This window comes from Actinoallomurus sp. NPDC052308 (genome assembly GCF_040679195.1).
Taxonomy (GTDB): domain Bacteria; phylum Actinomycetota; class Actinomycetes; order Streptosporangiales; family Streptosporangiaceae; genus Actinoallomurus; species Actinoallomurus liliacearum.
The window spans coordinates 152,918-175,041 of sequence record NZ_JBFAUM010000006.1; the positions used below are offsets into that span (position 1 = coordinate 152,918).

Genomic DNA, 22,124 nt, shown 5'->3' on the forward strand with positions numbered 1-22,124 from the left:
GCTACTTTCCGCCCGCGCCGGCCAGGCCCGCGATGAGCCAGCGGCGCGCGAACAGGTAGACGACGAACACGGGGAGGGCCGACAGCAGTACGGCCGCCATCAGACCGGGCACGTTCGAGCCGAACTGGTTCTGGAAGTTCCACAGGCCGAGGGTCTGGACCCGCTGCTCCGGGGACTGGGTGAGGATCAGCGGGAACAGGAAGCCGTTCCAGGCGTTCAGCGCGCTGTAGACGGCGATCGTGGTCAGCGACGCGCGGCTGAGCGGCAGCGCCAGACTCCACATCAGCCGGAACGCCCCTCCGCCGTCGATGGTCATCGCCTCGTACAGCTCGCGGGGGACGTCCCGCAGCGCCGACGACAGCACCAGCACGCTGAGCGGCAGGCCGAACGCCACGGTCGGCAGGATGATCGCCGTCAGCGAGTCGTACAGGTGCATCCGGGTGATCATCAGGTAGACGGGGATGATCGTGGCCTGCGCGGGCACCGCGAGTCCGGCCAGGAAGATCCGGAACGTCCCGGACACGACCCGGCTGCGCGACCGCACGATCGCGTACGCCGCGGGGAAGGCGAGCAGCACGGTCAGCGCGACGCTCCCCGCGGTGACGATGGCCGTGTTGACCAGGTAGCGGGCGTACCCGCTGCGGAAGACCTCGGTGAAGTTGCCCAAGGTCAGCTTGTGCGGCAGGGACAGCGGGCCGCCGTCGAGGTAGGCGTCCTTCGGCTGCACGCTGTCCTTGATCATCAGGTAGATCGGGACGCCCACGAACACGAGCCAGGCGAGTGCCGCCAGCCCGGCGCCCCAGTTCGGCCGCTGCCGCCTCCGCCGTGGCCGGTCGCCGCGCCGGTGGCGCGCGACCGGCACCGACGTCTCTTCCCGGAGTGCCGTCATGGCGTCAGATCCCCTCCAGGGTGCTGCGCATCTTCCCGTAACCGGAGAACCGGACGATGAGCAGCGACAGCGCGGTGCCGAACGCGGCCAGGACCAGCGCGATCACGCTCGCGTACCCCATCTGGAAGCTCTGGAAGGCGCTGTTGTACATGCGCTGCGGCAGGACCATCGTGGCGGTGCCCGGCCCGCCGTTGGTGACGATCAGGATGGTCTCGAAGTAGGTCAGCGACCCGACCAGCATCAGCACCGATGAGGTGATGATGGTGTTCCGGAGCTGCGGCAGCGTGATGTGCCAGAACTGCTGGAACCGCCCCGCGCCGTCGATGAGCGCGGCGTCGTACAGCATCTTCGGGATCTGCCGCGCCGCGGCCTGGTACATCAGCGAGTGGAACGGCACGAACTGCCAGGCGATGACGACCACCACGGCGCCCAGGGCGCCGTGCTGGTCGCCGGCGATGTTCCCGTCCGGGAATCCGATCCAGGGACCGACCTTCGCGGCGAGCCCGAAGTTCGGGTCGAGCAGCACCCGCCAGGTGATGGCGATCGCGGCGGTCGACATCAGCAGCGGCAGGAAGAAGATCGAGGACAGCACCGCGCGGTTCAGCTCCCGGCCCGCCGCCCAGACCCCGATCAGCAGGGCGAGCGGGGTCTGCACCACCCAGCACAGCACCATGAAGACCAGGCTGATCCGCATCGACTCCCAGATCGCGCTGTCCGAGAGCGCGCGGCTCCAGTTGGCCAGGCCGTTGAAGTTCGGCGTGCCGAGGCCGTTCCAGTCGGTGAAGGACAGCACGGCCGTCAGGAGCAGGGGCACCCCCGCGAACACGCCGAAGAACAGCGCGGCGGGAAGGATCCACACGGCGCCCGGCCGCGCCGCCCGGTCCGCGCCGGCGGCCGGCGGCCGCCCGCCTCGGCGCCTGCCCGCCACCGCGGTCATCGGCCGGCCGCCTCGGTCCGCGCCGCCATCACTTCACCTGGCCCATGATCTGGACGAACTTCTCCGGGGTCAGCTTCTTGAGGAAGACCTTCTGCAGGTTGTTGTGCAGCGGGTCGGTGAACACGTGCGGCAGCGCCTGGTCCCAGGACAGCGTGAAGCTCGGTGCCTTCTGCACCATCTGGTAGACGTACTTGGAGAACTCCGGACCGGGGGAGGCGGACAGCCTCGCCTCCAGGCCGCTGACGGCCGGCACGTCACCCGCCTTGATCAGCTTGTCGACGTACATCTGGCCGGCCATCTCCTTCTTGAGGAAGGCGAGCGCGGCGTTGACGTCCTTGGACTTGCTGCTGATCGAGTAGTAGTTGGTCGGGTTGCCGACGACGCTGTTCGGGTCGCCCTTGCCGCCGGTGACGGTCGGGAAGGGCGCGAACGCGAGGTCGTTCTTGGCGAACTGCGGGTGCTTGTCGACCTGGTTGGAGTACTCCCAGGTCCCCATCAGGTGCATCGCGGCCTTGCCCTTGGCGAACAGCAGCCCGGCGCCGTCGTTGACGTAGTTGACCGACGCGAAGTTGGTGCCGAACGCCCGCCGGTCGACCAGGTCCTGGATCCGGTGCAGCGCGTCGAGCACGAGCGGGTGCCCCCAGGCGTTCGGCTTGCCGGCGAGGATGTCCGCAAAGACCGACGGCCCGCCGAGACGCTCGACGAGGTACTCCAGCCACATCAGGTTGGGCCAGGCGTCGACGTGGCCCAGCGCGAACGGCTGGATCTTCTTCGAGTCGAAGTACGTGACCAGTTTCAGCAGGTCGTCGTACGTGGCCGGGGGCTGCTGGCCGTGCTGGGCGAACAGCGTCTTGTTGTAGAAGAGCAGCACGGGCTGCATCCCGCGCATCGGGATGCCGTAGAACTTCCCGTCGGCCGCCTTCCCCGCGTCGAGCACCGAGGGCAGGAAGGAGTTCTGCCACGTCGGGTCGCTCGTGAGGTGCGGGGTGAGGTCGACCAGGCGACCGCTCTGGGCGTAGTCCTGGATGCTGCCGGTGCCCCAGTTGAACAGCAGGTCCGGCGGGTTCGGCGAGCCCATCCCGATGCGGAGCTTGTCGGTGTACCCCGAGCTGCCGGAGTTGGGGATCTCCACGAGCTTGATCTTCGTGGCCGACGACTTGTTGAAGTCGTCGAGGGACGCCTGCTGGATGGGGTTCTGCCCGTCGTCCTGCAGAACCCAGGCCTGGAGGGTCTTGCCGCCTCCCTTCCCGCCACCGGAGGGCCCGGAGGTTCCGCAGGCGCTGAGCAGAGGGGCGGTGAGGCCGGCGATACCGGCGGCTCCGGCGGCCGAGAGGAAGGTGCGGCGCGAGAGCGGTGAGTCGCCCATCGGTCCTCCTTGGGGGATTGCGGCAGAGACGGGCGTTGCGACGACGTGTCGGCGCTGTTTCGAAAAAGTGTCGGGAAAGCAGTTGCTGCCGTACCTTAAAAAAGCGCTCGGCAGCGGTCAACCCTTCGCGACATTCTTTGTGAAATCGGCAATCCTGCGCGCCACGGAGACCTTGGCGGCTCCGAAACATTGCGATAACGTTCACCTCGGCCGCTCGGCGAGCAAGCCCCTCGCCACCGAGCCGCGCGTCCGGCCATCCACGGCGCCACCGCCGGCCGCACCCAGGACGCGTGCCCCGTGGACCTCGATGCGGTGGGAGCGCGAGGCCCACGGGACACGCCTGGCCCACACCACGTTCGATCGCCAGACGGGAGCCCACCACAGATGGCCGAAACGCTTCCTCACCCCACCCGACCGGCCGGGTCATGGCGAGACCGCCGGTTGCCGACCGCCGAACGGGTGGCCGACCTGCTGAGCCGGATGACCGTGGAGGAGAAGGCGGCCCAGCTGGTCGGGTACTGGGCCGTGTCCGCCCGCCCCGGCGAGGAGGTGGCGCCGCTCCCCGACGACTTCGGTGAGCCGCCGCCGCTGGACGACGTCATCAAGGCCGGACTCGGCCAGCTCACCCGCGTCTTCGGCACCGCGCCGATCCCGCCGGCCGAGGGCGCGTCCCGGCTGCGCGAACTGCAGGCACGGGTCGCCGCCGGCAATCGGTTCGGCATCCCCGCGATCGCCCACGAGGAGTGCCTCACGGGCTTCATGACCCACACCGCGACCGTCTTCCCCTGCCCGCTGGCGTGGGGCGCGACGTTCGACCCCGAGCTGGTCGAGGAGATGGCCGGCGCGATCGCCGACAGCATGCGGCAGGTCGGCGTCCACCAGGGCCTCGCGCCCGTCCTCGACGTGACCCGCGACCCCCGGTGGGGCCGCACCGAGGAGACCATCGGGGAGGACCCGTACCTCGTCGGCCGGATCGGCACGGCCTACGTGCGCGGGCTGGAGGGCCGCGGCGTCGTGGCCACGCTCAAGCACTTCGCGGCGTACGCCTCGTCGCGGGCCGGCCGGAACATGGCGTCCGCCGGCCTCGGCCCCCGCGAGTACGCCGACATCGTCCTCGAACCGTTCTTCCTCGCCCTCCGCGAGGGTGGCGCCCGCTCGGTCATGGCCGCGTACGTGGACGTCGACGGCGTCCCGGCCACCGCCGACGAACGGCTGATGACCCGGCTGCTCCGCGACGAGCTCGGCTTCACCGGCGTGGTGGTGGCCGACTACTTCGGCATCTCGTTCCTGGAGAGCATGCACGGCGTCGCCGGCTCCCCCGGCGAGTCCGCCGCCCTCGCCCTGCGCGCGGGCGTCGACGTCGAGCTGCCGACGATCCGCTGCTACGGCGCGCCGCTGGTCGAGATGGTGCGGCGCGGCGCCGTCCCGGAGGAGGACCTGGACCGTTCGGTGGCCCGCGTCCTCGCGCTCAAGTGCGACCTCGGCCTGCTCGACGAGGCTTCGGACGGAGCGAAGGACGCCGACGGCTCGGAGGACGGAGCCGCCGACGCGGCCGGAGCCGCCGAGGTGGGTGGAGCCGTCGAGGTGGACGGGGTACGGCCGGGCGGCTCGGTCGACGGGGTACGGCCCGGCGACCCGATCGACCTGGATCCGCCCGCCCACCGGCGCCTGGCGCGCAGGGTCGCCGAGCAGTCGGTGGTCCTGCTCGCCAACGACGGGGTCCTCCCGCTGCGCGCCGACCGCGTCGCGGTGACCGGCCCGCTCGCCGCCGAGCCGCGGGCCATGCTCGGCTGCTACGCCTTTCCCAACCACATGACCGCGCGGTTCCCCGACCTGCCGTTCGGCGTTGACATCCCGTCCCTCGCGGACGCCCTCCGCGCCGCACTGCCGGACGCGGAGGTCGAGGTGGCGGCCGGCCGGGACGTCCGGGTCACCGACGACGCGGACATCGCCGCCGCCGTGGCGGCCGCCCGCCGCGCGGAGGTGTGCGTGCTCACCCTCGGCGACCGGTCGGACCTGTTCGGCCGGGGCACCTCGGGCGAGGGCTGCGACGCCGAGAGCCTCGCCCTGCCCGGCCGGCAGGCCGAACTCGCCGACGCGGTGCTGGCCACCGGCACGCCCACGGTCATCGTGCTGCTCGCCGGCCGCCCGTACGCGCTCGGCGGCCTGGTGGACCGGGCGGCGGCGATCGTGCAGGCCTTCTTCCCCGGCGAGGAGGGCGGCCCCGCCGTCGCCGGGGTGCTGTCGGGCCGCGTCGAGCCGTCGGGACGCCTGCCGGTCAGCGTGCCGCGCGGCCCGGGCGGCCAGCCGGCGACGTACCTGCACTCGCGGACCGGCGGGCCGTCGCGCTGGAGCTCGATCGACCCGACCCCGCTGTTCCCCTTCGGCCACGGGCTGACCTGGACCCGGTTCGCGTACGACGCCCTCGAGGTGGACCCGTCGGCCGCCACGGACGGCACCGTGCGCGTCACGGCGACGGTCCGCAACACGGGGGACCGGCCCGGCACCGAGGTCGTCCAGCTGTACCTCGGCGACCCGGTCGCCTCCGTCGTACGGCCGGTGCGGTGGCTGGCCGGCTGGGCGCGGGTCCGGCTCGAGCCCGGCGCGGCCGCGCGGGTGGAGTTCACCGTGCACGCCGACCGGACCTCGTTCACCGACCTCGACCTCCGGCGCGTCGTCGAACCCGGCCGAGTGGACGTCGCGGTCGGCGGGTCCAGCGCCGACCTGCCGTTGCGGGGGTCGTTCACCCTGACCGGCCCGGAGCGCGTGCTCGGCCCGGATCGCGTCCTGACGGTGCCCGTCGAGGTGACGCCGTGCTGAGCCGGTAGAAACCCGATTGAGACTGCTACTCTCTGCGCGGCTGAGGCCGACGAGCGGACGCAGCCGACGCACCCGGGAGCGCCCTGTGCAGTCCGAGGACGACGCAGCAGAGTTCCACGCCTTCTTCGAGGCGCACCATCGGGAGCTGGCACGTCTCGCCTATCTGCTCACCGGGGACGCGGACGCAGCCGACGACCTCGCCGCCGACGCCTTCGTCGCGGCCTGGCACCAGTGGGGCCGGGTCCGGGCGGCGGACCAGCCGCTCGCCTACGTCCGCCGCATCGTGGTGAACCTCGCCGCCAGCCGGGTCCGTACTCTCGTCCGGGAACGTGCGCGCGCCGGGCGGCTCGGGGCCATGTTCCGCGACCGGTCGGACGATCCGGACGTTCCCGCCGTGCTCGACGTGCGCGCGGCGCTGCGGCGGCTGCCGATGCGCAAGCGCGCGTGCGTCGTCCTGCGGTACGCCTTCGACCTGTCGGAGCAGGAGACGGCGCGCGTCCTGGGGATCTCGGTCGGGACGGTGAAGAGCCAGACGTCACGGGGGGTGGCGGAGTTGGAGAAGGCCCTGGGCGCGTGGCGGTCGCCGCCGGCGCACCCGGCCGGGCGCACGGGGGAGGCGCGATGAGCGATCCACCCGCCTGGCTGCGCTCCAGCCTGCGCGAGGAGGCCGACGCGCACCGGCCCGACGGCGACCGCATGTGGTCCCGCGTGGACGCCGGCACCCGCGGGCGCCGGGCCCGACCGGCCCGCGGCCGCCCGCTGGCCGCGGCGGCGCTGGCTGCGGTCGGCGTGGCCGCCGTCTCGGTGGGAGTGGTGACGTGGCGAGCCGCGGGACCGGCCGCCCCGGCCGTCCCGGCCGGGCACGGCACGGCCCAGACCGAACGGCCGGCCCCGTCGTCCGCCGCCTCCACGTGGGGCAGCGCCGCGCCGACGGCGCGCTCCGACCGGCCCTCTCCGACCGGTGGCCCCGCCACCTCCTCGTCGGTCCCGCGGCGGCCCCGTACGACGTCCCCGGCGGTCGTGGCCGGGCTCGCCTCGACAAGCAACGCCTACTGGGCGGAGGAGGACGTGACCCTGTTCAGGACCCGGCCGCTCACCGCGCTGCGGGTCACCGTGCGCGTGGCGCGCACGGCGGGCGTACGGTCGACGGGTTCCTGGTCGAACCTGCCGGGCGACACCTTCCAGGTCACCGTCGGCGACGAGGGGAGCGCGGTCGTCTACACGTGGGCGCTGCGGCCCGGCCGGTCGGCGCCGCCCGGCCGGTACGTCTTCGCCGCCCAGTACGCACGCGCGCCCGACGGCCACGACGCACACCAGGACACCTACAGCGTGACGGCCGCCGACGGCGCCGGCCGGCCGCTCACCGAGAGCGGCCGTTTCTAGCGGACAACCCGATTTAAGGTCATCCCGGACCCGGTTGAACCTTCCGTCCTATTTCCCGCGTACAACGTGGTGACGGTCCGGATCCGGGACCGCACGAGGTGACAGGGCACGGCGGAAGGAGTTCGGCGGTGCGACGCGCGATCGCTCATGACGAGGAGGTCCGGCTGCTCGAGAGGCTGAGCGCGGAACTGGTCCGGCTCGGGGTGGTGTCCGACCTGCGCCGGTCGCTGCCCGGCCTGGCCGTCGCGACCGACGTGCCCGGCGTTCCGCTGTACATCTTCGTCAGCGAGTCGGGGAACCACTTCGACTGGCGGAACGCCGAGATGCGCCATCCGGTCGGCGACGTGACCGGAGCGGCCGAGAGGATTCAGGGCTTCCTGCACCGCGAGGAGGCGGCGGAGCGGTCCTGAGCGTCGGCGACCGGACGGCGCACGCGGGCGCCTACTCGACGACGAGCTTGACCGGGATGTTGCCGCGGGTGGCGTTGGAGTAGGGGCATACCTGGTGCGCGGCGTCGACGAGCTCGCGGCCGGTCTCGGCGGGGACACCGTCGGGCAGCTCGACGCGCAGGACCACCTCGAGGCCGTAGCCGCCCGAGTCGTTCGGCCCGATGCCGACCTCGGCGGTGACGGCGGCGTCGGAGACGTCGACCTTCTTCTTCTCTCCGATCATGCTCAGCGCGCTCCCGAAGCAGGCCGCGTACCCGGCGGCGAACAGCTGCTCGGGGTTGGTGCCCTCGCCGTCTCCGCCCATCTCGGTCGGGCCGGCCAGAGTGACGTCGAGCTTCTTGTCGGAACTGACCGCGCGGCCGTCCCGGCCGGAGGCGGTGGCGATCGCCGTGTACAGGACGCTCATGCGACCTCCCTACTAGACCTGTCTGTGCTTTCCAATGTTCCACGTGAGGGCATCGACGGGGTCATCACCACGATGACCCTGCGAAACGGCCCGTTCTGGTTGAAAGTTCTCCGCCGCGTCCATCAGGCTCGGTGACGGCATGATCACGAACGGTCGGAGAGGCGGTCATGGACCGGTTGGAGCCCTGGGAGATCAGAGACGCCGTCGAGGACGGTACGCGGGCCGCGCTCGGCCTGCCGCGGGCGGATCGCGGGAGCTGCCTGAAGCCCCTCGGCATCGGATGCGCGTGCCTCGCCGGCCTTGGGATCGTGGTGTGGTTCGCAGGGTTTGCGATGATGCTCCACGACCTGGCCGGGCGGAAGAAGGAGACGCCCCCGCCCGCCAACGCGGTCGTCGACAACGAGAACAAGATCATCCTGCCGCTGCCCCATGGATGGACGGGCGAGACCGGCTTCGGGGGCCGTGCCCACATGAGCGTGGGCCATTACAAGTGCGACCAGAACCCGGACTCCGGTTGCACCCTCGCCGGGGTCGACACGTCGCACGTGTCGTCGACGTCGGATGGCGCGAAGCACACCGCGGAGGCGGACATCCCCGAAGCGGCCGAGGCCTCCTACGGGAGGATCGCGCGGCACACCGTGCTCAAATCCGGCCCGGTGACCGTCGCCGGCAGGAAGGGCCACCTCATCCGCTGGAAGATCAAATCGGATGCCGGCCAGAGCGGCTACGTCCAGTCCGTCGTCTTCCCGTCACCGGAGCGGGGCTTCGCGATCATCCGCTTCGGGTTCGACGACGACCCGAAGGCCCCGAAGGTCTCCCTGATGGACGACATCGTCGCGGGCGTGAAACCGGGGAGCGGCTGAAACGCCTCGGCCCGTACGGCGGGAGCCGTACGGGCCGAGGCGGTCGAGCCGGAGGTCAGGACAGCGGGGTGATGCGGTCCCTCGCCGGGACGGCGAGGCCGGTGGAGCCGGCGGCCGTGAGGTAGGCGACGAAGGCGTCGATGTCCTGGGCGCCGCCGAGCGGGTCGGTGCCCTCGTTGAAGACGGTGAACCCGTCCCCGCCGGTGGCGAGGAAGTTGTTCATCGTGACGCGCAGGCTCGTGGTCGGGGTGACCGTCGCGCCGTTCACCTTGATCTCACCGATCTTGCCGGCGCAGGTCGCGGCGGACGGGTTCGACTGGTAGCTGAGCGTCTTGGAGAGCTGCAGGACCTTCTGGGACGTCTGCCCGCCGCAGCCGGTGAACTGCTGCTCCAGGACGCGCCGGAGCATGTCGCCGGTCATCGTCTTGGTGACGAGGCTGTTGCCGAACGGCTGGACCGTGAACGCCTCTCCGTAGGTGACCTCGCCGACCGCCTCACCACCGGCGGAGATGTCGCCGGTCTTGAGGTCCGCGCGGACGCCGCCCGGGTTCATCAGCGCGAGCTGGGCGCCGCCCTTGCTCGCGTCGGAGGTCGCGGCGAGCTGCGCGTCGGCGATCACGTCGCCGAGCGTCGTCTCGCCGACGGAGGACGCGTCCCGGGTCAGGTCGCCCTGGATCTTGCCGACCACCTTGTTGGCCAGCGGCGCGGACGCGTCGACGTACTGCTTGACGACCTTCGCCACGGCCGGGTCGGCCTTGGACGGGTCCTCCTGACGGGTGACGCCGGTGCCCGGGGTGTTCAGCGCGTTCTCGACGATCGAGTTGGTCGCGTCGGCGGAGACCAGCGTGCCGGTCCGGTTGTCGACCTTGAGCGTGATGTCGCTGAGGATGCGGCCGAACGACGCCGCGCTGGTGACCAGGCGCGTGACGCCGTTCACGGTGATCGTGCAGCGGTACTCGGCGTGCGTGTGGCCGGACACGATGACCTTGATCGAGGGGTCCAGCTTCTTGGCGATCGCCTCGATGTCGCTTCCGGCGAGGTTCCCCGCGCAGCCGTTCGGCGTGCTGATCGTGCCGGTTTGGAAGCCACCCTGGTGGATGACGAGGACCGGGATCTTCACACCCTGCTTGGCGAGCTGCCTGGCGGCGCGGTTCGCGGCGGCCGCCTCGTCGCCGAAGTCCAGGCCGGCGACGCCGGTCGGGGTGACGATCGTGGGCGTGGCCTGCAGCACCTCACCGATGAAGCCGACGGAGATCGGCCGCCCGCTCGTCGAGGGGAACCGCTTGACGCCGTACGCGGGCAGCAGCGTCTTGCCGGTCGCCTTGTCCGTCACGTTGGCGGACAGGTACTGGAAGGCGGCGCCCGGGTAGGTGTTGGTCGTCGTCCACTTGCCGTGCCGCTCGACCGGGTATGGCGCGCCCTTGCAGCCGGTGCTCGCGCAGCCGCCGTTCTGGATGCGCAGGAGCTCGGTCTTGCCCTTGTCGAACTCGTGGTTGCCGACCGAGGCGAAGTCGGCGTTCATGAGGTTGGCCATGATGGTGGCCGGTTCCTCGTTGAACAGCCCGTTGACGAGGGGGCTGGCGCCGATGTCGTCACCGGCCATCACGCTGGCCTCGCGGGCGCCGTACTGCTGCTGCTTGTCCTTCACCGCCTTGGCCAGGAAGGCGGCGCCGCCCGCGAACTTGCCGTAGATGTTCAGGCCGGCCGGTTCGAGGTTGCCGTGGAAGTCGTTCCAGGCGATCAGGTGGACGTCGGTCGTACGAGCGGGCCGGTGCTTGGACCAGTCGACCGAGACCTTGTCGGAGAGCGTGTTGGCGCCGGCGATGGTGACCGCGTCGGCCGGCTGTGAGCCGGTGACGGCCAGCGGCGCGGCGGCCACCGCGCCCAGCGCGACGGCGATGAGTCCCGCACGGGTCGCGCGGGAACGCAGGAACCTAGGGGGCAAGGCTTCCTCCGGGAGCCGGGGACCACGCGGTCTCCGGTGGGGACGTCGATACCGGCCGTACCTTCCCATGCGACGGCGACGCGCGGGAAGACGTCGGGTTAATTCGTGTTCATGGCGTGATCTCGCCTTGTGACCGTTTTGCGGCGATGAGTAGATTGCCGCCTGTGCCGACCCCCGCCTCCTCCCCGGAGGCCCCCTCCACCGCCGCCGCCGCGGCACCGCCCGGCCGACGCCCGCGCGGAGCGGGACTGCCGCTGGTCACCGTGCTGATCGTCGCCGCCGTGCTGCTGCGGCCGGTGCTGACCGGGCTGCTCGGCCACCCCGCCGTCGCGAACTGGGCGACCGTCTTCGTCGCCATCACCATCCAGGCCCTGCCGTTCCTCGTGCTCGGCGTCGCCGTCAGCGCGTCGATCGCGGCGTTCGTCCCGCCCGGTCTGATCGCGCGGCTGCTGCCGAAGCGCCCGGTGCTCGCGGTGCCCGCCGCGGCGGCCGCCGGCGCCGCGCTGCCCGGCTGCGAGTGCGGATCCGTCCCGGTCGCCGCCCGGCTCGTCTCGATCGGCGTGACCCCGGCGGCGGCGTTCGCCTTCCTGCTGTCGGCGCCGGCCATCAACCCGGTCGTCCTCGTCTCGACGGCGGTAGCGTTCCCCGGGCGGCCCGCGATGGTCCTCGCGCGGTTCCTGGCGAGTCTGGCCGCCTCCGTCATCATGGGCCTGCTGTGGAACGCCCTGGGCCGCGACGACCTGATCCGGCCGCGGCGCTCGCACCACGACGAGGAAGGACCCCGGCTCGCCGTCTTCCTCTCCACCGCGCAGCACGACTTCCTGCAGGCCGGTGGCTTCCTCGTCATCGGGGCCGGCACCGCGGCCACGCTGCAGACCCTCGTACCCCGGAACATCGTGGACTCCGTCGCCGGGACCGGGCCGCTCTCGCTGCTCGTCCTCGGCGCCCTCGCCGTCGTGGTGGCCCTCTGCTCCGAGGCGGACGCCTTCGTCGCCGCGGGGCTCAAGCAGTTCTCCCTCACCGCGCGGCTGGCGTTCCTCGTGGTCGGGCCCATGGTGGACGTCAAGCTGTTCGCGCTGCAGGCGGGGACGTTCGGCACCCGGTTCGCGTGGCGGTTCTCGCTCGCGACGTTCGCGGTGGCGGTCACCTGCGCCGGTCTCGTCGGGTGGTGGCTACTGTGACCGAGGACGCCCGCGCGACGACCGTCCTGCTCGTCGGCGCGATGATGGTGCGCCTGGCGCTCACCGGCGCGTACGCGAAGTACGTCAAGACCGGCATGGGCAGCGTGCTGCTGATCGCCGGGATCCTGCTCGTCGGCCTCGGCCTGGTCGGGGTCGCCCGCGCCCTCGGGTTCGTACGGGGCCGGGGCGACGCCCACGGCCACGACCACGGCCACGCGCACGGCGATCGGGCCGGGTGGCTGCTGCTCGGGCCCGTCCTCGCGTTGCTGCTGGTCACGCCGCCCGCGCTCGGCAGCTTCGGCGTCGGCCGCAGCGCCGCCGTCGACGTCAGCTCCGGCGGACGGACCTTCGACCCGCTCCCCACCGGGCGTACGGTGCCGATGACGCTGCTGGAGTTCGACGAACGCACCGCCGACCACCACGGCGCGAGCTTCGGTGCGACCCCCGTACGGCTCACCGGCTTCGTCACCCCGGCGAAGGACCGGACGGGGTTCCGGATCGCGCGCTACCAGATCGCCTGCTGCGCCGCCGACGCCGTCGCGGCGGTCGTACGCGTCACCGGTACGACCGGAAACGCGCCCGCGCGGGACCAGTGGGTCACCGTCACCGGGACGTTCCAGCGCGCCGCCGACGGCGTGCCCGAGCTGCGCGCCACCAGCCTCGCCGAGGTCACCGCCCCCCGGGACCCATACGAGTGACCGTCACGGTCTGCGGCGGGGCATCCGCCGGCGCAGCGCGAGGACGTTCCGGCGCACGTCGATGACGAACAGGCCCAGTGCCACCAGAAGGACCGCGGCGCAGACCCAGATCGCGTGCGCGCCGAGGCGCAGGGTCAGCCACGCGCCGAGGAACCCGCCCGCCAGGAAGCTGATGATGATCGCGGCGAAGCTGGCGGCCTTCCGCGCCGCCGCCGCGTCCCGGTCGAGGACCGCCCCGTACAGCGCCTGCGCGGCCGAACGCAGGTTCCCCGTGGTCATGGTCGTGTTGTACGGCCAGTCGATCAGCGTCCGGAACGACGTCACCTGCACCGACGCCACGAACGCGATCACGACCACGAGCGCGTCGGCCGGGATGACGGACGACAGGAAGCCGGCGGCCACGAGGACGACGATCTCCAGCACGAGGGAGGCCCTGGCCGGTCCGGGTACGACGGCCGTCACCCGGGGCCGCCGCAGCGTCTCCGCCACGGCCACGCCGACCATGAAGGCCACGATCGGCGGCAGGTGCCGTACGGCGTTCCCCCACTGCCCACGGGCCGCCTCCACGCCGAACAGCACGACGTTGGCGGTCTGCGCGTTGGCGAAGACGCCGCCCAGGTGGATGAAGGAGTACGCGTCGAGGAACCCCCCGACCAGCGCCAGCAGCACACCGAGCTCCAGCGACGCCACCGTGCGGCGCCGTGCGGACTCGGTGGGCTTCTTCACGACAGCAGCCGCTCCGGAAGTCGTACGTGACGGGCGCGAAGCCACTCGCCGAGCGCCTTCGCCTGGGTGTCGAAGCGGCGTGCCTCGGTGGCCCCGCCGTCCAGCAGGCCCCGGATCACGAAGTTGACCGCCCGCAGGTTCGGCAGGACGTACCGGTCGACGGCCAGCCCGCGCGTCTCGGGCAGCAGTTCCCGCAGCCGGTCGGTGGTCATCGTCGCGGAGAGCCACGGCCACGCCTCGGGATCGGCGACCCAGAGCCCGACGTTCGCGTTGCCGCCCTTGTCCCCGGAGCGCGCGTGCACGAGCCGCCCGAGCGGCCCCTCGACGGTCGGCCCCGCGTCGTACGGCGCCTGGGCGTCGGCAGACCTCTCGACGGGCTCATCCGTGGTCGCGGGGGGCGGGACGAGCTCCTGGCGTCCGTCGGCGTGCACGACCGTGTGCCGCAGGACGCCCTGGGGGACGAGCGTCGGCCAGTACGCGCCGTACGCGGAGCCGGACGACGGCACCCCCATGCCGTAGATCCCCGGATAGCTGGACAGGGCCAGCTCGACGCAGAGCGCGGAGAAGGCGCGACCCGCGCTCTGCTGGTCGCCGTCGACGGCGACGTGCAGGAGGCTGGACCCGGCCATCTGGTCCGCCGGGTCGGCCGCGGGCGAGCCGATGCGGGTGAAGCGCAGGTCGGCGATGCCCGGATCCTCGTCGAGTCGCGCGCGCACCGCCCGCTCGACCAGTGCGGCCTTCGCGTCGACGTCCAGCCCGGTCAGCACGAACGTGCAGCCGTTCCGCCAGCCGCCGAGCCCGGTCACGGCCACCTTGGTGGTCGGCGGCGGCGCCTGCCCGGCCGCGCCGCTGATCCGGACGCGGTCGGGCCCCTCCTGCTCGACCCGGACGGTGTCGAGCCGGGCGATCACGTCCGGGTTCAGGTAGTCCGGCGCTCCGACCTCGTACAGCAGCTGCGCGGTGACGGTGTCGACCGTGACCGCCCCGCCGGCGCCCTCGTGCTTCGTGATCACGCTGGACCCGTCCCGGTCGACCTCCGCGATCGGGAAGCCGGGGTGACGCAGGTCGGCGATGCCGGCGAAGCCGGAGAAGTTGCCCCCGGTCGCCTGGGCCCCGCACTCGATCACGTGCCCCGCGACGACGGCCCCGGCGAGCGCGTCATGGTCGCCCGGCGACCAGCCCCACCACCAGGCGGCGGCCCCCGTCACCAGCGACGCGTCGGCGACCCGGCCCGTGATCACGAGGTCGGCCCCACCGGCGAGGGCGGCGGCGATGCCGAACCCGCCGAGGTACGCGTTCGCGGTGAGCGGCTCGTGCCCCCAGCTCGTGAACGGCTTGCCGGTGTCCAGATGGGCCAGGTCATGGCCCGCGGCCGCCAGCTCGGTCAGCCGCGCCGACAGGTCGTCGCCCTCGACGTGCGCGACCGTCAGGTCCACACCGGCCTCGGCCAGCAGGGCGCGGGTGTCCCGCGCCAGGCCCGCCGGGTCCAGGCCCCCGGCGTTGACGACGACCTTGATCCCGCGCTCGGCGATCTCGGCCGCCACCGGCCGGAGCTGGCGCAGGAAGGTCGTGGCATACCCGCCGGCGGGCTTCTTCAGCCGGTTCTTGGCCAGCACGAGCATCGTGACCTCGGCCAGGTAGTCGCCCGTGATCACGTCGACCGGCCCGCCCCGCACCATCTCGGCGAGCGCGGACAGCCGGTCGCCGTAGAAGCCGGAGCAGTTCGCGATTCGTACGGGCCGGTTCATGCGCCGCTCCCAGGTGACGAGGCCTGTGCGGGACAGGACCGCGTCACGCCCATCCCGAAAGGCGAAGTTACCCCACGGTCGCCTTCCCGGTCCCGACCGGCTCTCCGCCGCGGCGGGCAACTCACTGCACGTGGGCCGCATTTTCCGCGTGCGGCGGGTAGGGGCCCTGCAAGACCTATGAGCCGAGAGGAGACGACCATGGGTGACCAGAGCGCCAAGCACGGGCCGCACATCGACGACCAGCTGCGGCACGAGACCGAAGGGCTGGAGCGCGCCGCCCGTCCGACGCGCGTGGAGGAGTGGAAGGAACCCGAGCCGGTGGAGGACGACCGGGACCGCGACCCGACGTCCGCGAACCTCGCGGACCGCGAAGGCACTCCGCCCGGCATGAGCCCGGACGACGTCGAACGGCGCAGCGACATCGCGCGCTACCTCGCGGGCTTCCACGAGCCGATGCGCCCGGCCGCGCTGGCCGACCGCGCGGCGCGCAACGGCGCCCCGGACGACGTCGTCAGAGACCTGCGGAACCTCCCGGACCAGGAGTACACGCGAGTCGCCGAGGTCTCCGAGGCCCTCGGCCTGGGCAACGAGACACGCCGCGTCTGACCTCACGAAGGTCCGGAGGCCCGGCGAGGGGCCCGAGACAGAACCCGACGCGAAGGAGACGGTGAACGGGTGAGGGTCCCTGCGCGACGGTGAGGCGCGCGGCGACCGTGACCAGGTCGCCCGCGCGCCGTCTCCGGCGAATGGGCCCCCTGGATTCACCTATCGGATACGGTCCTCTCCGCCTACGGCGACCTCGACACACTGGCCCGACTGGCCGCTGTGGCTCGATTTACGCCACGCGGGATCGATCAACTCGTGGGTGTTGGACATTGGTACACGGTCTTTCAGGTCGGTACGGTCAGGACCTTGCCATTTTGGCGATCATTGCGATCGTATCTGGCGCACTATCCGCATTGCCGAGCAGATGTTGGAACGCGACGTGATGGCCCGTGATCTCCTGCACGTCCTCCAACCAGAGTCCACCGGCCGCGTTCTCGACATAGACGACATCAGGGTCCTCCGACTCAGGGAACTGGAGGATCACAAAGCCGTTCGTCATACTCGAGTGCGCGCCACGGATGAAGGGGACTACCTGAATCGTGACGCGTGAGAGTTCTTCGGCGATGTCGACCAGGTGCTGCAGCTGAGCACGCATCACCGTCGTGCTGCCGACCTGCCGGTGTAGCGCGGCTTCGTCAATCACTGCGACCAGGCGGAGTCCCGGGTCCTGCCGCAGCGCGGCCTGTCGCTTGATCCGAACCTCGACGCGTTTGTCGACCTTGTCGGCGGCGAGTTCAGCCGGCCCCGCCTGGATCATCGCGCGGGCGTAGTCCTCGGTCTGGAGCAGACCGGGAATCATGCCGAGTTCGAAGTTCAGCACGGTCGCCGCTTCCGCCTCCAAGCCGACGTAGTTCTCGTACGGGTGCGGGAGGACGTCGCCGTACGGATCCCACCAGCCCTTCAGTCGCCCATCGCGGGCAAGCTGCTCAAGGTACGCGCGTTCGCGCTCGTTGGTCACCTCGTAGGCGTCGCACAGGTCGCGGACGTCGCGTGGATTCGGGCGCTTGCCACGATTCGTCTCGATCCAAGTGATCTTCGATGGCGTCCATTCGATCGCTTTCGCGGCCTCGGCAACGGTCATGTCGGCTTGCTCGCGCAACTGCCGCAGCCGCGACGCAAGACGACGGCGTCGCAGTGTCGGGCTGATTCGCTCAGTAACCACACGACCTCCCTCAGTGTTGCCAGGGGAATCGTAGGGCAGCAGGAAGGGCTGAACAGGGGAACCGACATTTAGGGATCTATTGCTAGTACTCGAACTCTAAGTTTGAGAATTCGTCGCTTAGCGAGCCTCATACGGAGCGTATCTGCATCACATCGCTGGGTAACTACGCCCGCCGCCCCCTACCTCGGGGAGTTGAGATCTCCCGTGACACCTGACCCTGCGGTCGCCGACCGTCCCCCGTCCCGCACAGCGGCGGAACCCGGGTTCCTCCCGCTCCAGGCTCGGCCCGAAGTCGTACGGCAGGCTCGCCGCTTCGCCGCCGAGGCTGTGTCCGGCCATCCGTACGACCCGTACGACGTCGCTCTGCTGGCGTCCGAACTGGCCACCAACGCCGTACGCGCCGCGACGGCCCTGCACCCATGGCCGGACGACATCTGGCCGATCGGTGTCGAGGTGACCGTCACCGACCGGTACGTACACCTGGCCGTCAGCGATCCCGACCCCGAGCCACTGTCCGCCCGGCAGATGGGCGGCCTGCTCGCCGAGAACGGTCGCGGCTTAGTCATCATCGATCAGCACGCCCTCGCCTGGTGGCCGACCTACACCGAGCACGGCAAGACCGTGCACGTCATCGTTCCGGCGTCCGGCGTCATCCTGACCGCCGCGGAGCTGGCCGAGATCCGGGAACCCCGGTGATCCGTCGTCTCCTCGCCGTGCCGACCCGGCGCACCCCGTGCCGTACGACGGTCGGTGAAACGCTCACCGACATCCCGGCTGTTCGCCCCGATCCGAGCCCCGCCCAACTCGCCGAGCTGCAGGGCCTGTGCCGCCAGTGGTTAGTGATGTGGTGCTGGTACCGGCGCGAGTACATGGCCATCGCCCGGTTCGACACGGCCTCGCCGATCCTGTTCGCTACGACCCCGCAGCAAGTGGTCTACGCGTGCCGCGCGGCCGAACTGGCGATGGCGCTGTGAGCGACGCGGGCGCCGACGATTCCTAGTAGCGCCCTGCGGGGCCGCTGCGCCGCCGCCTCGGAGGCTGCACGGACTAGGTGTACCGAATGCTCGGTGACCGCAGTCGCGGACGTGGGCAAAACCGCCTATCGGCACCACGGGTGGGGCTTTTGCCGAGCTTCCGGTACGGCCCCGCACGACCATCCCACGGAAAAAGCGGACGATCTCCGCAGATCGCACACCCGGGTCGCCCGTCCTGTTTCACCGGCGTCTACTGGCAGAAGATTCGTCTCCCCTGAGTAGACACCACCAGAAACGATGCCCACCCGGCGGGCGAACCGTTCCGCCCGGCCGGTACCACCTACACCCGTCACCGCGCTGCACAGTCACAGCTCGACCAGCACGTCATCCACCGGACGCACCCTAGACCGGGGCCGTCGGTCATCGACTCGGCTCATCCTGATCCCAAGCGACGAGCCGACGCTCAGAAGGTGCTTGACAAGCTCTTGAGTCTGCTTCGGCGTCGCTGAGGACGGAGGCCGGACAGGCGCCCGCCGGCTCGTCAGTACCTGCGCTGCGACCGATCCGCGCCGGCCGACCGCTCGGCGGAGAACGGCGCCCCGGACCGGCCATCACGTCGCTGCGGTACCTGTTGAATCGGGAATACATACGAGTCGCCGAGGACCTCAGCCGGGGAATGAGACTTGACGCGCGTGGCCCTGTCCGACCTGCGCGATCGCGGTTAGATAGATCTACCCCACACGTTAGTTGTTCTCGTCGCGACGAGAGGGAACATGGAAGTCGAGTTGGAGGTTTCCTCCAGTCGGCGGCACAAGATACATACGGATCTTCGGAGGTGGTTCACGATGCTGCTGACGTCGATCGACCCATTCGTTCAGGAGTTCGAGCGGCAGTTCGACCGGCTCACCCGGCAGTCCCTCGGCCAGTCCGGCGGCGCCGTGATGCCGATGGACGGCATCCGTCGTAAGGACGACGTGGTGCTTCGTTTCGACGTTCCGGGCATCGACCCCGACTCGATCGAAGTCACGGTCGACCGCGGGGTGCTCACGGTCAGCGCCAGGCGCGAAGAGGAGTTCGCCGAGGACGACCGGGTCTTCGTCCGGGAGCGCCCGATGGGCACCTTCACCCGGCGCGTCTACCTTTCCGAGCACCTGGACGCCGAGCGCATCGACGCCGCGTACGACAACGGCGTGCTCGCGGTCCGCATCCCCGTGCTCGAGCAGGCCAAGCCGCGCAAGATCGAGGTGCACAAGTCGGAGCAGAAGGCGATCGTCCGCTGATCGGATCGGTCGCCGGCGGGGTGGGCGCGTCACGGCGCCCACCCCGCCGTCGTCAAGGGAGGACCGCCAATGGGATCACTGCCCATCGACGACGAGCACGCGCCTCTCTACTCGGTCGGTCAGGTAGCGGGCATGCTCGACCTACAGCAGGCGTTCCTGCGGCGGCTGGACGAGCACGATGTGGTCCGTCCCCAGCGGTCCCCGGGCGGCCAGCGTCGTTACTCCCGACGTGAGATCGACCGGGTCCAGTACGTCGTCCGCCTCGCCGACGAGGGGATGACCCTGGCGGCGATCCGCCGGGTCCTCGAACTCGAGCAGGAGGTCCGCCTGCTCCGCCGGCAGATCGAGGCGGCCCGACACCGGATCGCGGCACTGGAGGCCGGCCGGCCGGAAGACGAATCCCATCCCGCGTAGCGGGAAAGACCGCAGGTAGAGGGTGGCGAGCCGAGCCGCAGGTGAGAGCGGGCCTCACGGGTCAGCGGAGATCACCGACCGACTGGCCGACCGGGTTTCACAGCAGAGAGCGGCTGGACCCACCCGCCGCTCACCACCCCGTTCACTCGAAATCGTCCGGGCTCAGATCCTCGGGTCGGGAGGTTCCGCCAGGCGGGTGGTACTCCTCCTCGGCGGGGGTCTTCGCTGCCGGGCGGCCGGTGGTCTCCGTCTCGGCGGGCGTGCTGGGCTTCTCGGGGACTCCTCGCTCCCCGTGCCGGCCTTCCTGCTGCTCTTTCATCGTCGGCCTCCTCCCCCGAAAGCCCCTGGTCAGGCCTCCCCTACCCGGTACGGGACGCTCGACACCGTACGATCACCTGCCATCTCGCGATATTGAAACGCGTGTCCGATAGGTCGCCGTTAGGGTGATCGGCAGCAATGCCGACCGATGAGAGGCCACCGGGGTGGACCAGGCGTTCCAAGTCGATCTGCGCGGCGTCGTCGACCTGCTGAGCAGGCACCTGTACTCCAGCCCCCGCGTCTACCTGCGGGAGCTGTTGCAGAACGGGGTCGACGCGATCACCGCGCGCGGCGACGGGCCGGGGCGGATCCGGATCGAGACCGGCGCCGAGCTTCGCGTGCACGACGACGGTATCGGCCTGACCGAGACCGAGGTCCACGAGCTGCTGGCGACGATCGGCCGATCGTCCAAGCGCGACGAGCTCGGCCTGGCCCGGCACGACTTCCTCGGCCAGTTCGGCATCGGCCTGCTGTCGGCGTTCCTCGTCGCGGACGAGATCACCGTGGTCACCCGCTCCGCCCGCGGGGGAGACGCCGTACGGTGGACCGGCTTCGCCGACGGCCGTTACCGCGTCGAACCCGGCACGCGTGACGAGCCGGGCACCACCGTCAGCCTGCGGCCCCGGCTCGGCGCGAGCGACTGGCTCACCCCCGCGACCGTCACCGAGCTCGCCGCGACGTACGGCGAGCTGCTGCCCGTCGACCTCACGGTGGACGGCCGGCGGATCACCGCGGACGGGCCGCCGTGGCGGGCGGCGTACCCCGACCCGGGCCGCCGCCGCGCGGCGCTCGACGAGTACTGCCGGCGGGTGTTCGGGTTCGCGCCGTTCGACGCCATCGACCTGGAGGTCCCCGAGGCGGGGCTGACCGGGGTCGCGTTCGTCCTCCCGCAGCCGGTCACCCCGACCGCGCGCGGCGCGCACCGCGTCTATCTGAAGCGCATGCTGCTGGCCGAGGACGTCGAGGGGCTGCTGCCCGACTGGGCGTTCTTCGTACGGTGCGTGGTGGACGCCGGGGAACTGCGCCCGACGGCCGGCCGCGAGGCGCTGTACGAGGACGAGCTGCTCGACGCCACCCGCGACGCCTTGGGCCGGCAGGTCCGGCAGTGGCTCGTACGGTTGTCGGAGACCGACCCGGCCCGGCTGCGCGCGTTCCTGCGCCTGCACCACCTGGGCGTCAAGGCGATGGCGCTGCGCGACGACGACATGCTGCGGATCGTCGACCGGTGGCTGGAGTTCGAGACGTCCGCCGGACCGATGACCCTGGCGGAGTTCCGCACCCGGCACCGGGACGGCCGCTACACCGCGGACGTGGACGAGTTCCGGCGCCTGGCGGCCGTGTCCGGCGCTCAGGGAGTCGCGCTGGTCAACGGCGGTTACGTTTACGACGCCGACATCATCGAACGGCTCCCGGCGATCGACCCCGACGCGGTCCTGCCGCCGCTGGACCCCTCGGAGCTGACCTCCCACTTCGGCGTGCTCGACCCGGAGACCGAGCTGGGGCTGCGGCCCTTCCTGGCCGTCGCGCAGCGGGCCGTCGACTCGCTCGGCTGCGAGGTCGTCATCCGCGACTTCGACCCGGCGTCGCTGCCCGCGCTGTACGTGACCAGCCGGGCCGCCCGGCACCAGGCGGAGCTTCGCGAGGCACGGGAGTCCGCCGACGCGCTGTGGTCCGACGTGCTCGGCGCGCTGGAGGGCATGGCGGCCGTGAGCGACCGCCCGCAGCTCGTCATCAACCATCGCAACCCGCTCGCCCGGCGCATCACCGCACTGACCGAGACCGGTCTCATCGAGCTCGCGGTCCAGGCCCTCTACGGCCAGGCGCTCCTGCTCGGCCACCACCCCCTCCGGGCCGCCGACACCGCCGTGCTCAACCGGTCCTTCCTCGGCCTGCTCGACTGGGCCGTCCACGACCCCGCCCCGGAGGAGCAGTGACGAAGCCCGGCACCTTGGTCACCGG

General features: G+C 71.3%; 23 protein-coding genes. 13 read left to right on the top strand and 10 right to left on the bottom strand.

The genetic code is table 11. The annotated features are described in order from the left end of the window. Position 1 precedes the first annotated feature (1 nt). From AB0L00_RS19555 to AB0L00_RS19565, 3 genes are read right to left on the bottom strand one after another with little or no spacing between them, the layout of a single operon-like run. A complete protein-coding gene (locus AB0L00_RS19555; protein WP_364435810.1) occupies positions 2-889 on the bottom strand; it encodes a carbohydrate ABC transporter permease in 888 nt (295 codons plus the stop codon). Positions 890-893: 4 nt separating this feature from the next. Further along, positions 894-1,826, bottom strand: coding sequence for a sugar ABC transporter permease (locus AB0L00_RS19560; RefSeq protein ID WP_364435813.1), 933 nt, complete (start codon positions 1,824-1,826; stop codon positions 894-896). 28 nt (positions 1,827-1,854) lie between these two features. Further along, the gene (locus AB0L00_RS19565; protein ID WP_364435817.1) at positions 1,855-3,192 is read right to left on the bottom strand and encodes an extracellular solute-binding protein; all 1,338 of its coding nucleotides are present in this window, start codon (positions 3,190-3,192) and stop codon (positions 1,855-1,857) included. Between the two features lie 480 nt (positions 3,193-3,672). Here AB0L00_RS19565 and AB0L00_RS19570 point away from each other — a divergent pair, with 480 nt between their 5' ends. From AB0L00_RS19570 to AB0L00_RS19585, 4 genes are all read left to right on the top strand, one after another. After that, positions 3,673-6,012: a glycoside hydrolase family 3 N-terminal domain-containing protein gene (locus AB0L00_RS19570; protein WP_364436245.1), complete on the top strand. Its 2,340-nt coding sequence runs from the start codon at positions 3,673-3,675 to the stop codon at positions 6,010-6,012. Between the two features lie 85 nt (positions 6,013-6,097). Next, positions 6,098-6,637, top strand: coding sequence for a SigE family RNA polymerase sigma factor (locus AB0L00_RS19575; protein WP_345366972.1), 540 nt, complete (start codon positions 6,098-6,100; stop codon positions 6,635-6,637). After that, a complete protein-coding gene (locus AB0L00_RS19580) occupies positions 6,634-7,395 on the top strand; it encodes a hypothetical protein (RefSeq protein WP_364435820.1) in 762 nt (253 codons plus the stop codon). Before AB0L00_RS19575 ends, AB0L00_RS19580 begins: the two co-directional genes overlap by 4 nt. A 128-nt stretch (positions 7,396-7,523) precedes the next feature. Beyond that, the gene (locus tag AB0L00_RS19585) at positions 7,524-7,805 is read left to right on the top strand and encodes a hypothetical protein (RefSeq protein WP_364435823.1); all 282 of its coding nucleotides are present in this window, start codon (positions 7,524-7,526) and stop codon (positions 7,803-7,805) included. 31 nt (positions 7,806-7,836) lie between these two features. Here AB0L00_RS19585 and AB0L00_RS19590 read toward each other — a convergent pair whose 3' ends face one another. Next, the gene (locus AB0L00_RS19590; protein ID WP_364435826.1) at positions 7,837-8,250 is read right to left on the bottom strand and encodes an organic hydroperoxide resistance protein; all 414 of its coding nucleotides are present in this window, start codon (positions 8,248-8,250) and stop codon (positions 7,837-7,839) included. Between the two features lie 167 nt (positions 8,251-8,417). Between AB0L00_RS19590 and AB0L00_RS19595 the strand changes: the two genes are divergently transcribed. After that, on the top strand, positions 8,418-9,113 hold the full coding sequence (locus tag AB0L00_RS19595) for a hypothetical protein (RefSeq protein ID WP_364435828.1): 696 nt from the start codon (positions 8,418-8,420) through the stop codon (positions 9,111-9,113). 55 nt (positions 9,114-9,168) lie between these two features. Here the strand turns inward: AB0L00_RS19595 and AB0L00_RS19600 are convergent, their stop codons facing one another. Continuing rightward, the gene (locus AB0L00_RS19600; RefSeq protein WP_364435830.1) at positions 9,169-11,058 is read right to left on the bottom strand and encodes a bifunctional metallophosphatase/5'-nucleotidase; all 1,890 of its coding nucleotides are present in this window, start codon (positions 11,056-11,058) and stop codon (positions 9,169-9,171) included. A gap of 164 nt (positions 11,059-11,222) precedes the next feature. Between AB0L00_RS19600 and AB0L00_RS19605 the strand changes: the two genes are divergently transcribed. Together AB0L00_RS19605 and AB0L00_RS19610 are read left to right on the top strand one after the other, a co-directional pair. Further along, positions 11,223-12,239, top strand: coding sequence for a permease (locus AB0L00_RS19605; RefSeq protein WP_364435832.1), 1,017 nt, complete (start codon positions 11,223-11,225; stop codon positions 12,237-12,239). Beyond that, positions 12,227-12,937 (top strand): TIGR03943 family protein, encoded by a 711-nt coding sequence (locus tag AB0L00_RS19610; protein ID WP_364435834.1) that lies wholly within the window; start codon positions 12,227-12,229, stop codon positions 12,935-12,937. Before AB0L00_RS19605 ends, AB0L00_RS19610 begins: the two co-directional genes overlap by 13 nt. Before the next feature lie 3 nt (positions 12,938-12,940). Here AB0L00_RS19610 and AB0L00_RS19615 read toward each other — a convergent pair whose 3' ends face one another. After that, the gene (locus AB0L00_RS19615; protein WP_364435836.1) at positions 12,941-13,663 is read right to left on the bottom strand and encodes a YoaK family protein; all 723 of its coding nucleotides are present in this window, start codon (positions 13,661-13,663) and stop codon (positions 12,941-12,943) included. Then, the gene (locus tag AB0L00_RS19620; protein ID WP_364435839.1) at positions 13,660-15,411 is read right to left on the bottom strand and encodes an acyclic terpene utilization AtuA family protein; all 1,752 of its coding nucleotides are present in this window, start codon (positions 15,409-15,411) and stop codon (positions 13,660-13,662) included. The genes AB0L00_RS19615 and AB0L00_RS19620 overlap by 4 nt, the downstream gene beginning before the upstream one ends. 198 nt (positions 15,412-15,609) lie before the next feature. On the opposite strand from AB0L00_RS19620, the gene AB0L00_RS19625 reads away from it, so the two are divergent. Then, on the top strand, positions 15,610-16,017 hold the full coding sequence (locus AB0L00_RS19625) for a DUF2795 domain-containing protein (protein WP_364435842.1): 408 nt from the start codon (positions 15,610-15,612) through the stop codon (positions 16,015-16,017). Between the two features lie 159 nt (positions 16,018-16,176). On the opposite strand, the gene AB0L00_RS19630 is transcribed toward AB0L00_RS19625, so the two are convergent. Together AB0L00_RS19630 and AB0L00_RS19635 are read right to left on the bottom strand one after the other, a co-directional pair. Next, positions 16,177-16,287, bottom strand: a complete 111-nt coding sequence (locus AB0L00_RS19630; RefSeq protein ID WP_364435844.1) for a DUF397 domain-containing protein — start codon at positions 16,285-16,287, stop codon at positions 16,177-16,179. A 28-nt stretch (positions 16,288-16,315) separates the two neighbouring features. Further along, positions 16,316-17,179 (bottom strand): helix-turn-helix transcriptional regulator, encoded by an 864-nt coding sequence (locus tag AB0L00_RS19635; protein WP_345366950.1) that lies wholly within the window; start codon positions 17,177-17,179, stop codon positions 16,316-16,318. A gap of 204 nt (positions 17,180-17,383) precedes the next feature. On the opposite strand from AB0L00_RS19635, the gene AB0L00_RS19640 reads away from it, so the two are divergent. The 4 genes from AB0L00_RS19640 (at position 17,384) to AB0L00_RS19655 (ending at position 19,847) form a co-directional block, all read left to right on the top strand. Beyond that, on the top strand, positions 17,384-17,875 hold the full coding sequence (locus AB0L00_RS19640) for an ATP-binding protein (RefSeq protein WP_364435847.1): 492 nt from the start codon (positions 17,384-17,386) through the stop codon (positions 17,873-17,875). Further along, entirely contained in the window at positions 17,872-18,153 is a 282-nt protein-coding gene (locus tag AB0L00_RS19645) for a hypothetical protein (protein ID WP_364435850.1), read from the top strand. The genes AB0L00_RS19640 and AB0L00_RS19645 overlap by 4 nt, the downstream gene beginning before the upstream one ends. An 845-nt stretch (positions 18,154-18,998) precedes the next feature. Further along, positions 18,999-19,433 (top strand): Hsp20/alpha crystallin family protein, encoded by a 435-nt coding sequence (locus AB0L00_RS19650; RefSeq protein WP_345366946.1) that lies wholly within the window; start codon positions 18,999-19,001, stop codon positions 19,431-19,433. A 69-nt stretch (positions 19,434-19,502) separates the two neighbouring features. After that, on the top strand, positions 19,503-19,847 hold the full coding sequence (locus AB0L00_RS19655; protein ID WP_364435853.1) for a MerR family transcriptional regulator: 345 nt from the start codon (positions 19,503-19,505) through the stop codon (positions 19,845-19,847). Positions 19,848-19,989: 142 nt separating this feature from the next. Here the strand turns inward: AB0L00_RS19655 and AB0L00_RS19660 are convergent, their stop codons facing one another. Further along, entirely contained in the window at positions 19,990-20,166 is a 177-nt protein-coding gene (locus AB0L00_RS19660) for a hypothetical protein (RefSeq protein ID WP_364435856.1), read from the bottom strand. Between the two features lie 163 nt (positions 20,167-20,329). On the opposite strand from AB0L00_RS19660, the gene AB0L00_RS19665 reads away from it, so the two are divergent. Beyond that, on the top strand, positions 20,330-22,099 hold the full coding sequence (locus AB0L00_RS19665; RefSeq protein WP_364435859.1) for an HSP90 family protein: 1,770 nt from the start codon (positions 20,330-20,332) through the stop codon (positions 22,097-22,099). Positions 22,100-22,124: the final 25 nt, after the last annotated feature.

Bases quoted from the DNA above. Each gene is read 5' to 3' on its own strand.
- AB0L00_RS19660 (WP_364435856.1), bottom strand. From the start codon at position 20,166: ATGAAAGAGCAGCAGGAAGGCCGGCACGGGGAGCGAGGAGTCCCCGAG.
- AB0L00_RS19595 (WP_364435828.1), top strand. From the start codon at position 8,418: ATGGACCGGTTGGAGCCCTGGGAGATCAGAGACGCCGTCGAGGACGGT.
- AB0L00_RS19560 (WP_364435813.1), bottom strand. From the start codon at position 1,826: ATGACCGCGGTGGCGGGCAGGCGCCGAGGCGGGCGGCCGCCGGCCGCC.
- AB0L00_RS19650 (WP_345366946.1), top strand. From the start codon at position 18,999: ATGCTGCTGACGTCGATCGACCCATTCGTTCAGGAGTTCGAGCGGCAG.
- AB0L00_RS19565 (WP_364435817.1), bottom strand. From the start codon at position 3,192: ATGGGCGACTCACCGCTCTCGCGCCGCACCTTCCTCTCGGCCGCCGGA.
- AB0L00_RS19555 (WP_364435810.1), bottom strand. From the start codon at position 889: ATGACGGCACTCCGGGAAGAGACGTCGGTGCCGGTCGCGCGCCACCGG.
- AB0L00_RS19570 (WP_364436245.1), top strand. From the start codon at position 3,673: ATGACCGTGGAGGAGAAGGCGGCCCAGCTGGTCGGGTACTGGGCCGTG.
- AB0L00_RS19630 (WP_364435844.1), bottom strand. From the start codon at position 16,287: ATGTCCAACACCCACGAGTTGATCGATCCCGCGTGGCGTAAATCGAGC.
- AB0L00_RS19625 (WP_364435842.1), top strand. From the start codon at position 15,610: ATGGGTGACCAGAGCGCCAAGCACGGGCCGCACATCGACGACCAGCTG.
- AB0L00_RS19590 (WP_364435826.1), bottom strand. From the start codon at position 8,250: ATGAGCGTCCTGTACACGGCGATCGCCACCGCCTCCGGCCGGGACGGC.
- AB0L00_RS19580 (WP_364435820.1), top strand. From the start codon at position 6,634: ATGAGCGATCCACCCGCCTGGCTGCGCTCCAGCCTGCGCGAGGAGGCC.
- AB0L00_RS19620 (WP_364435839.1), bottom strand. From the start codon at position 15,411: ATGAACCGGCCCGTACGAATCGCGAACTGCTCCGGCTTCTACGGCGAC.
- AB0L00_RS19655 (WP_364435853.1), top strand. From the start codon at position 19,503: ATGGGATCACTGCCCATCGACGACGAGCACGCGCCTCTCTACTCGGTC.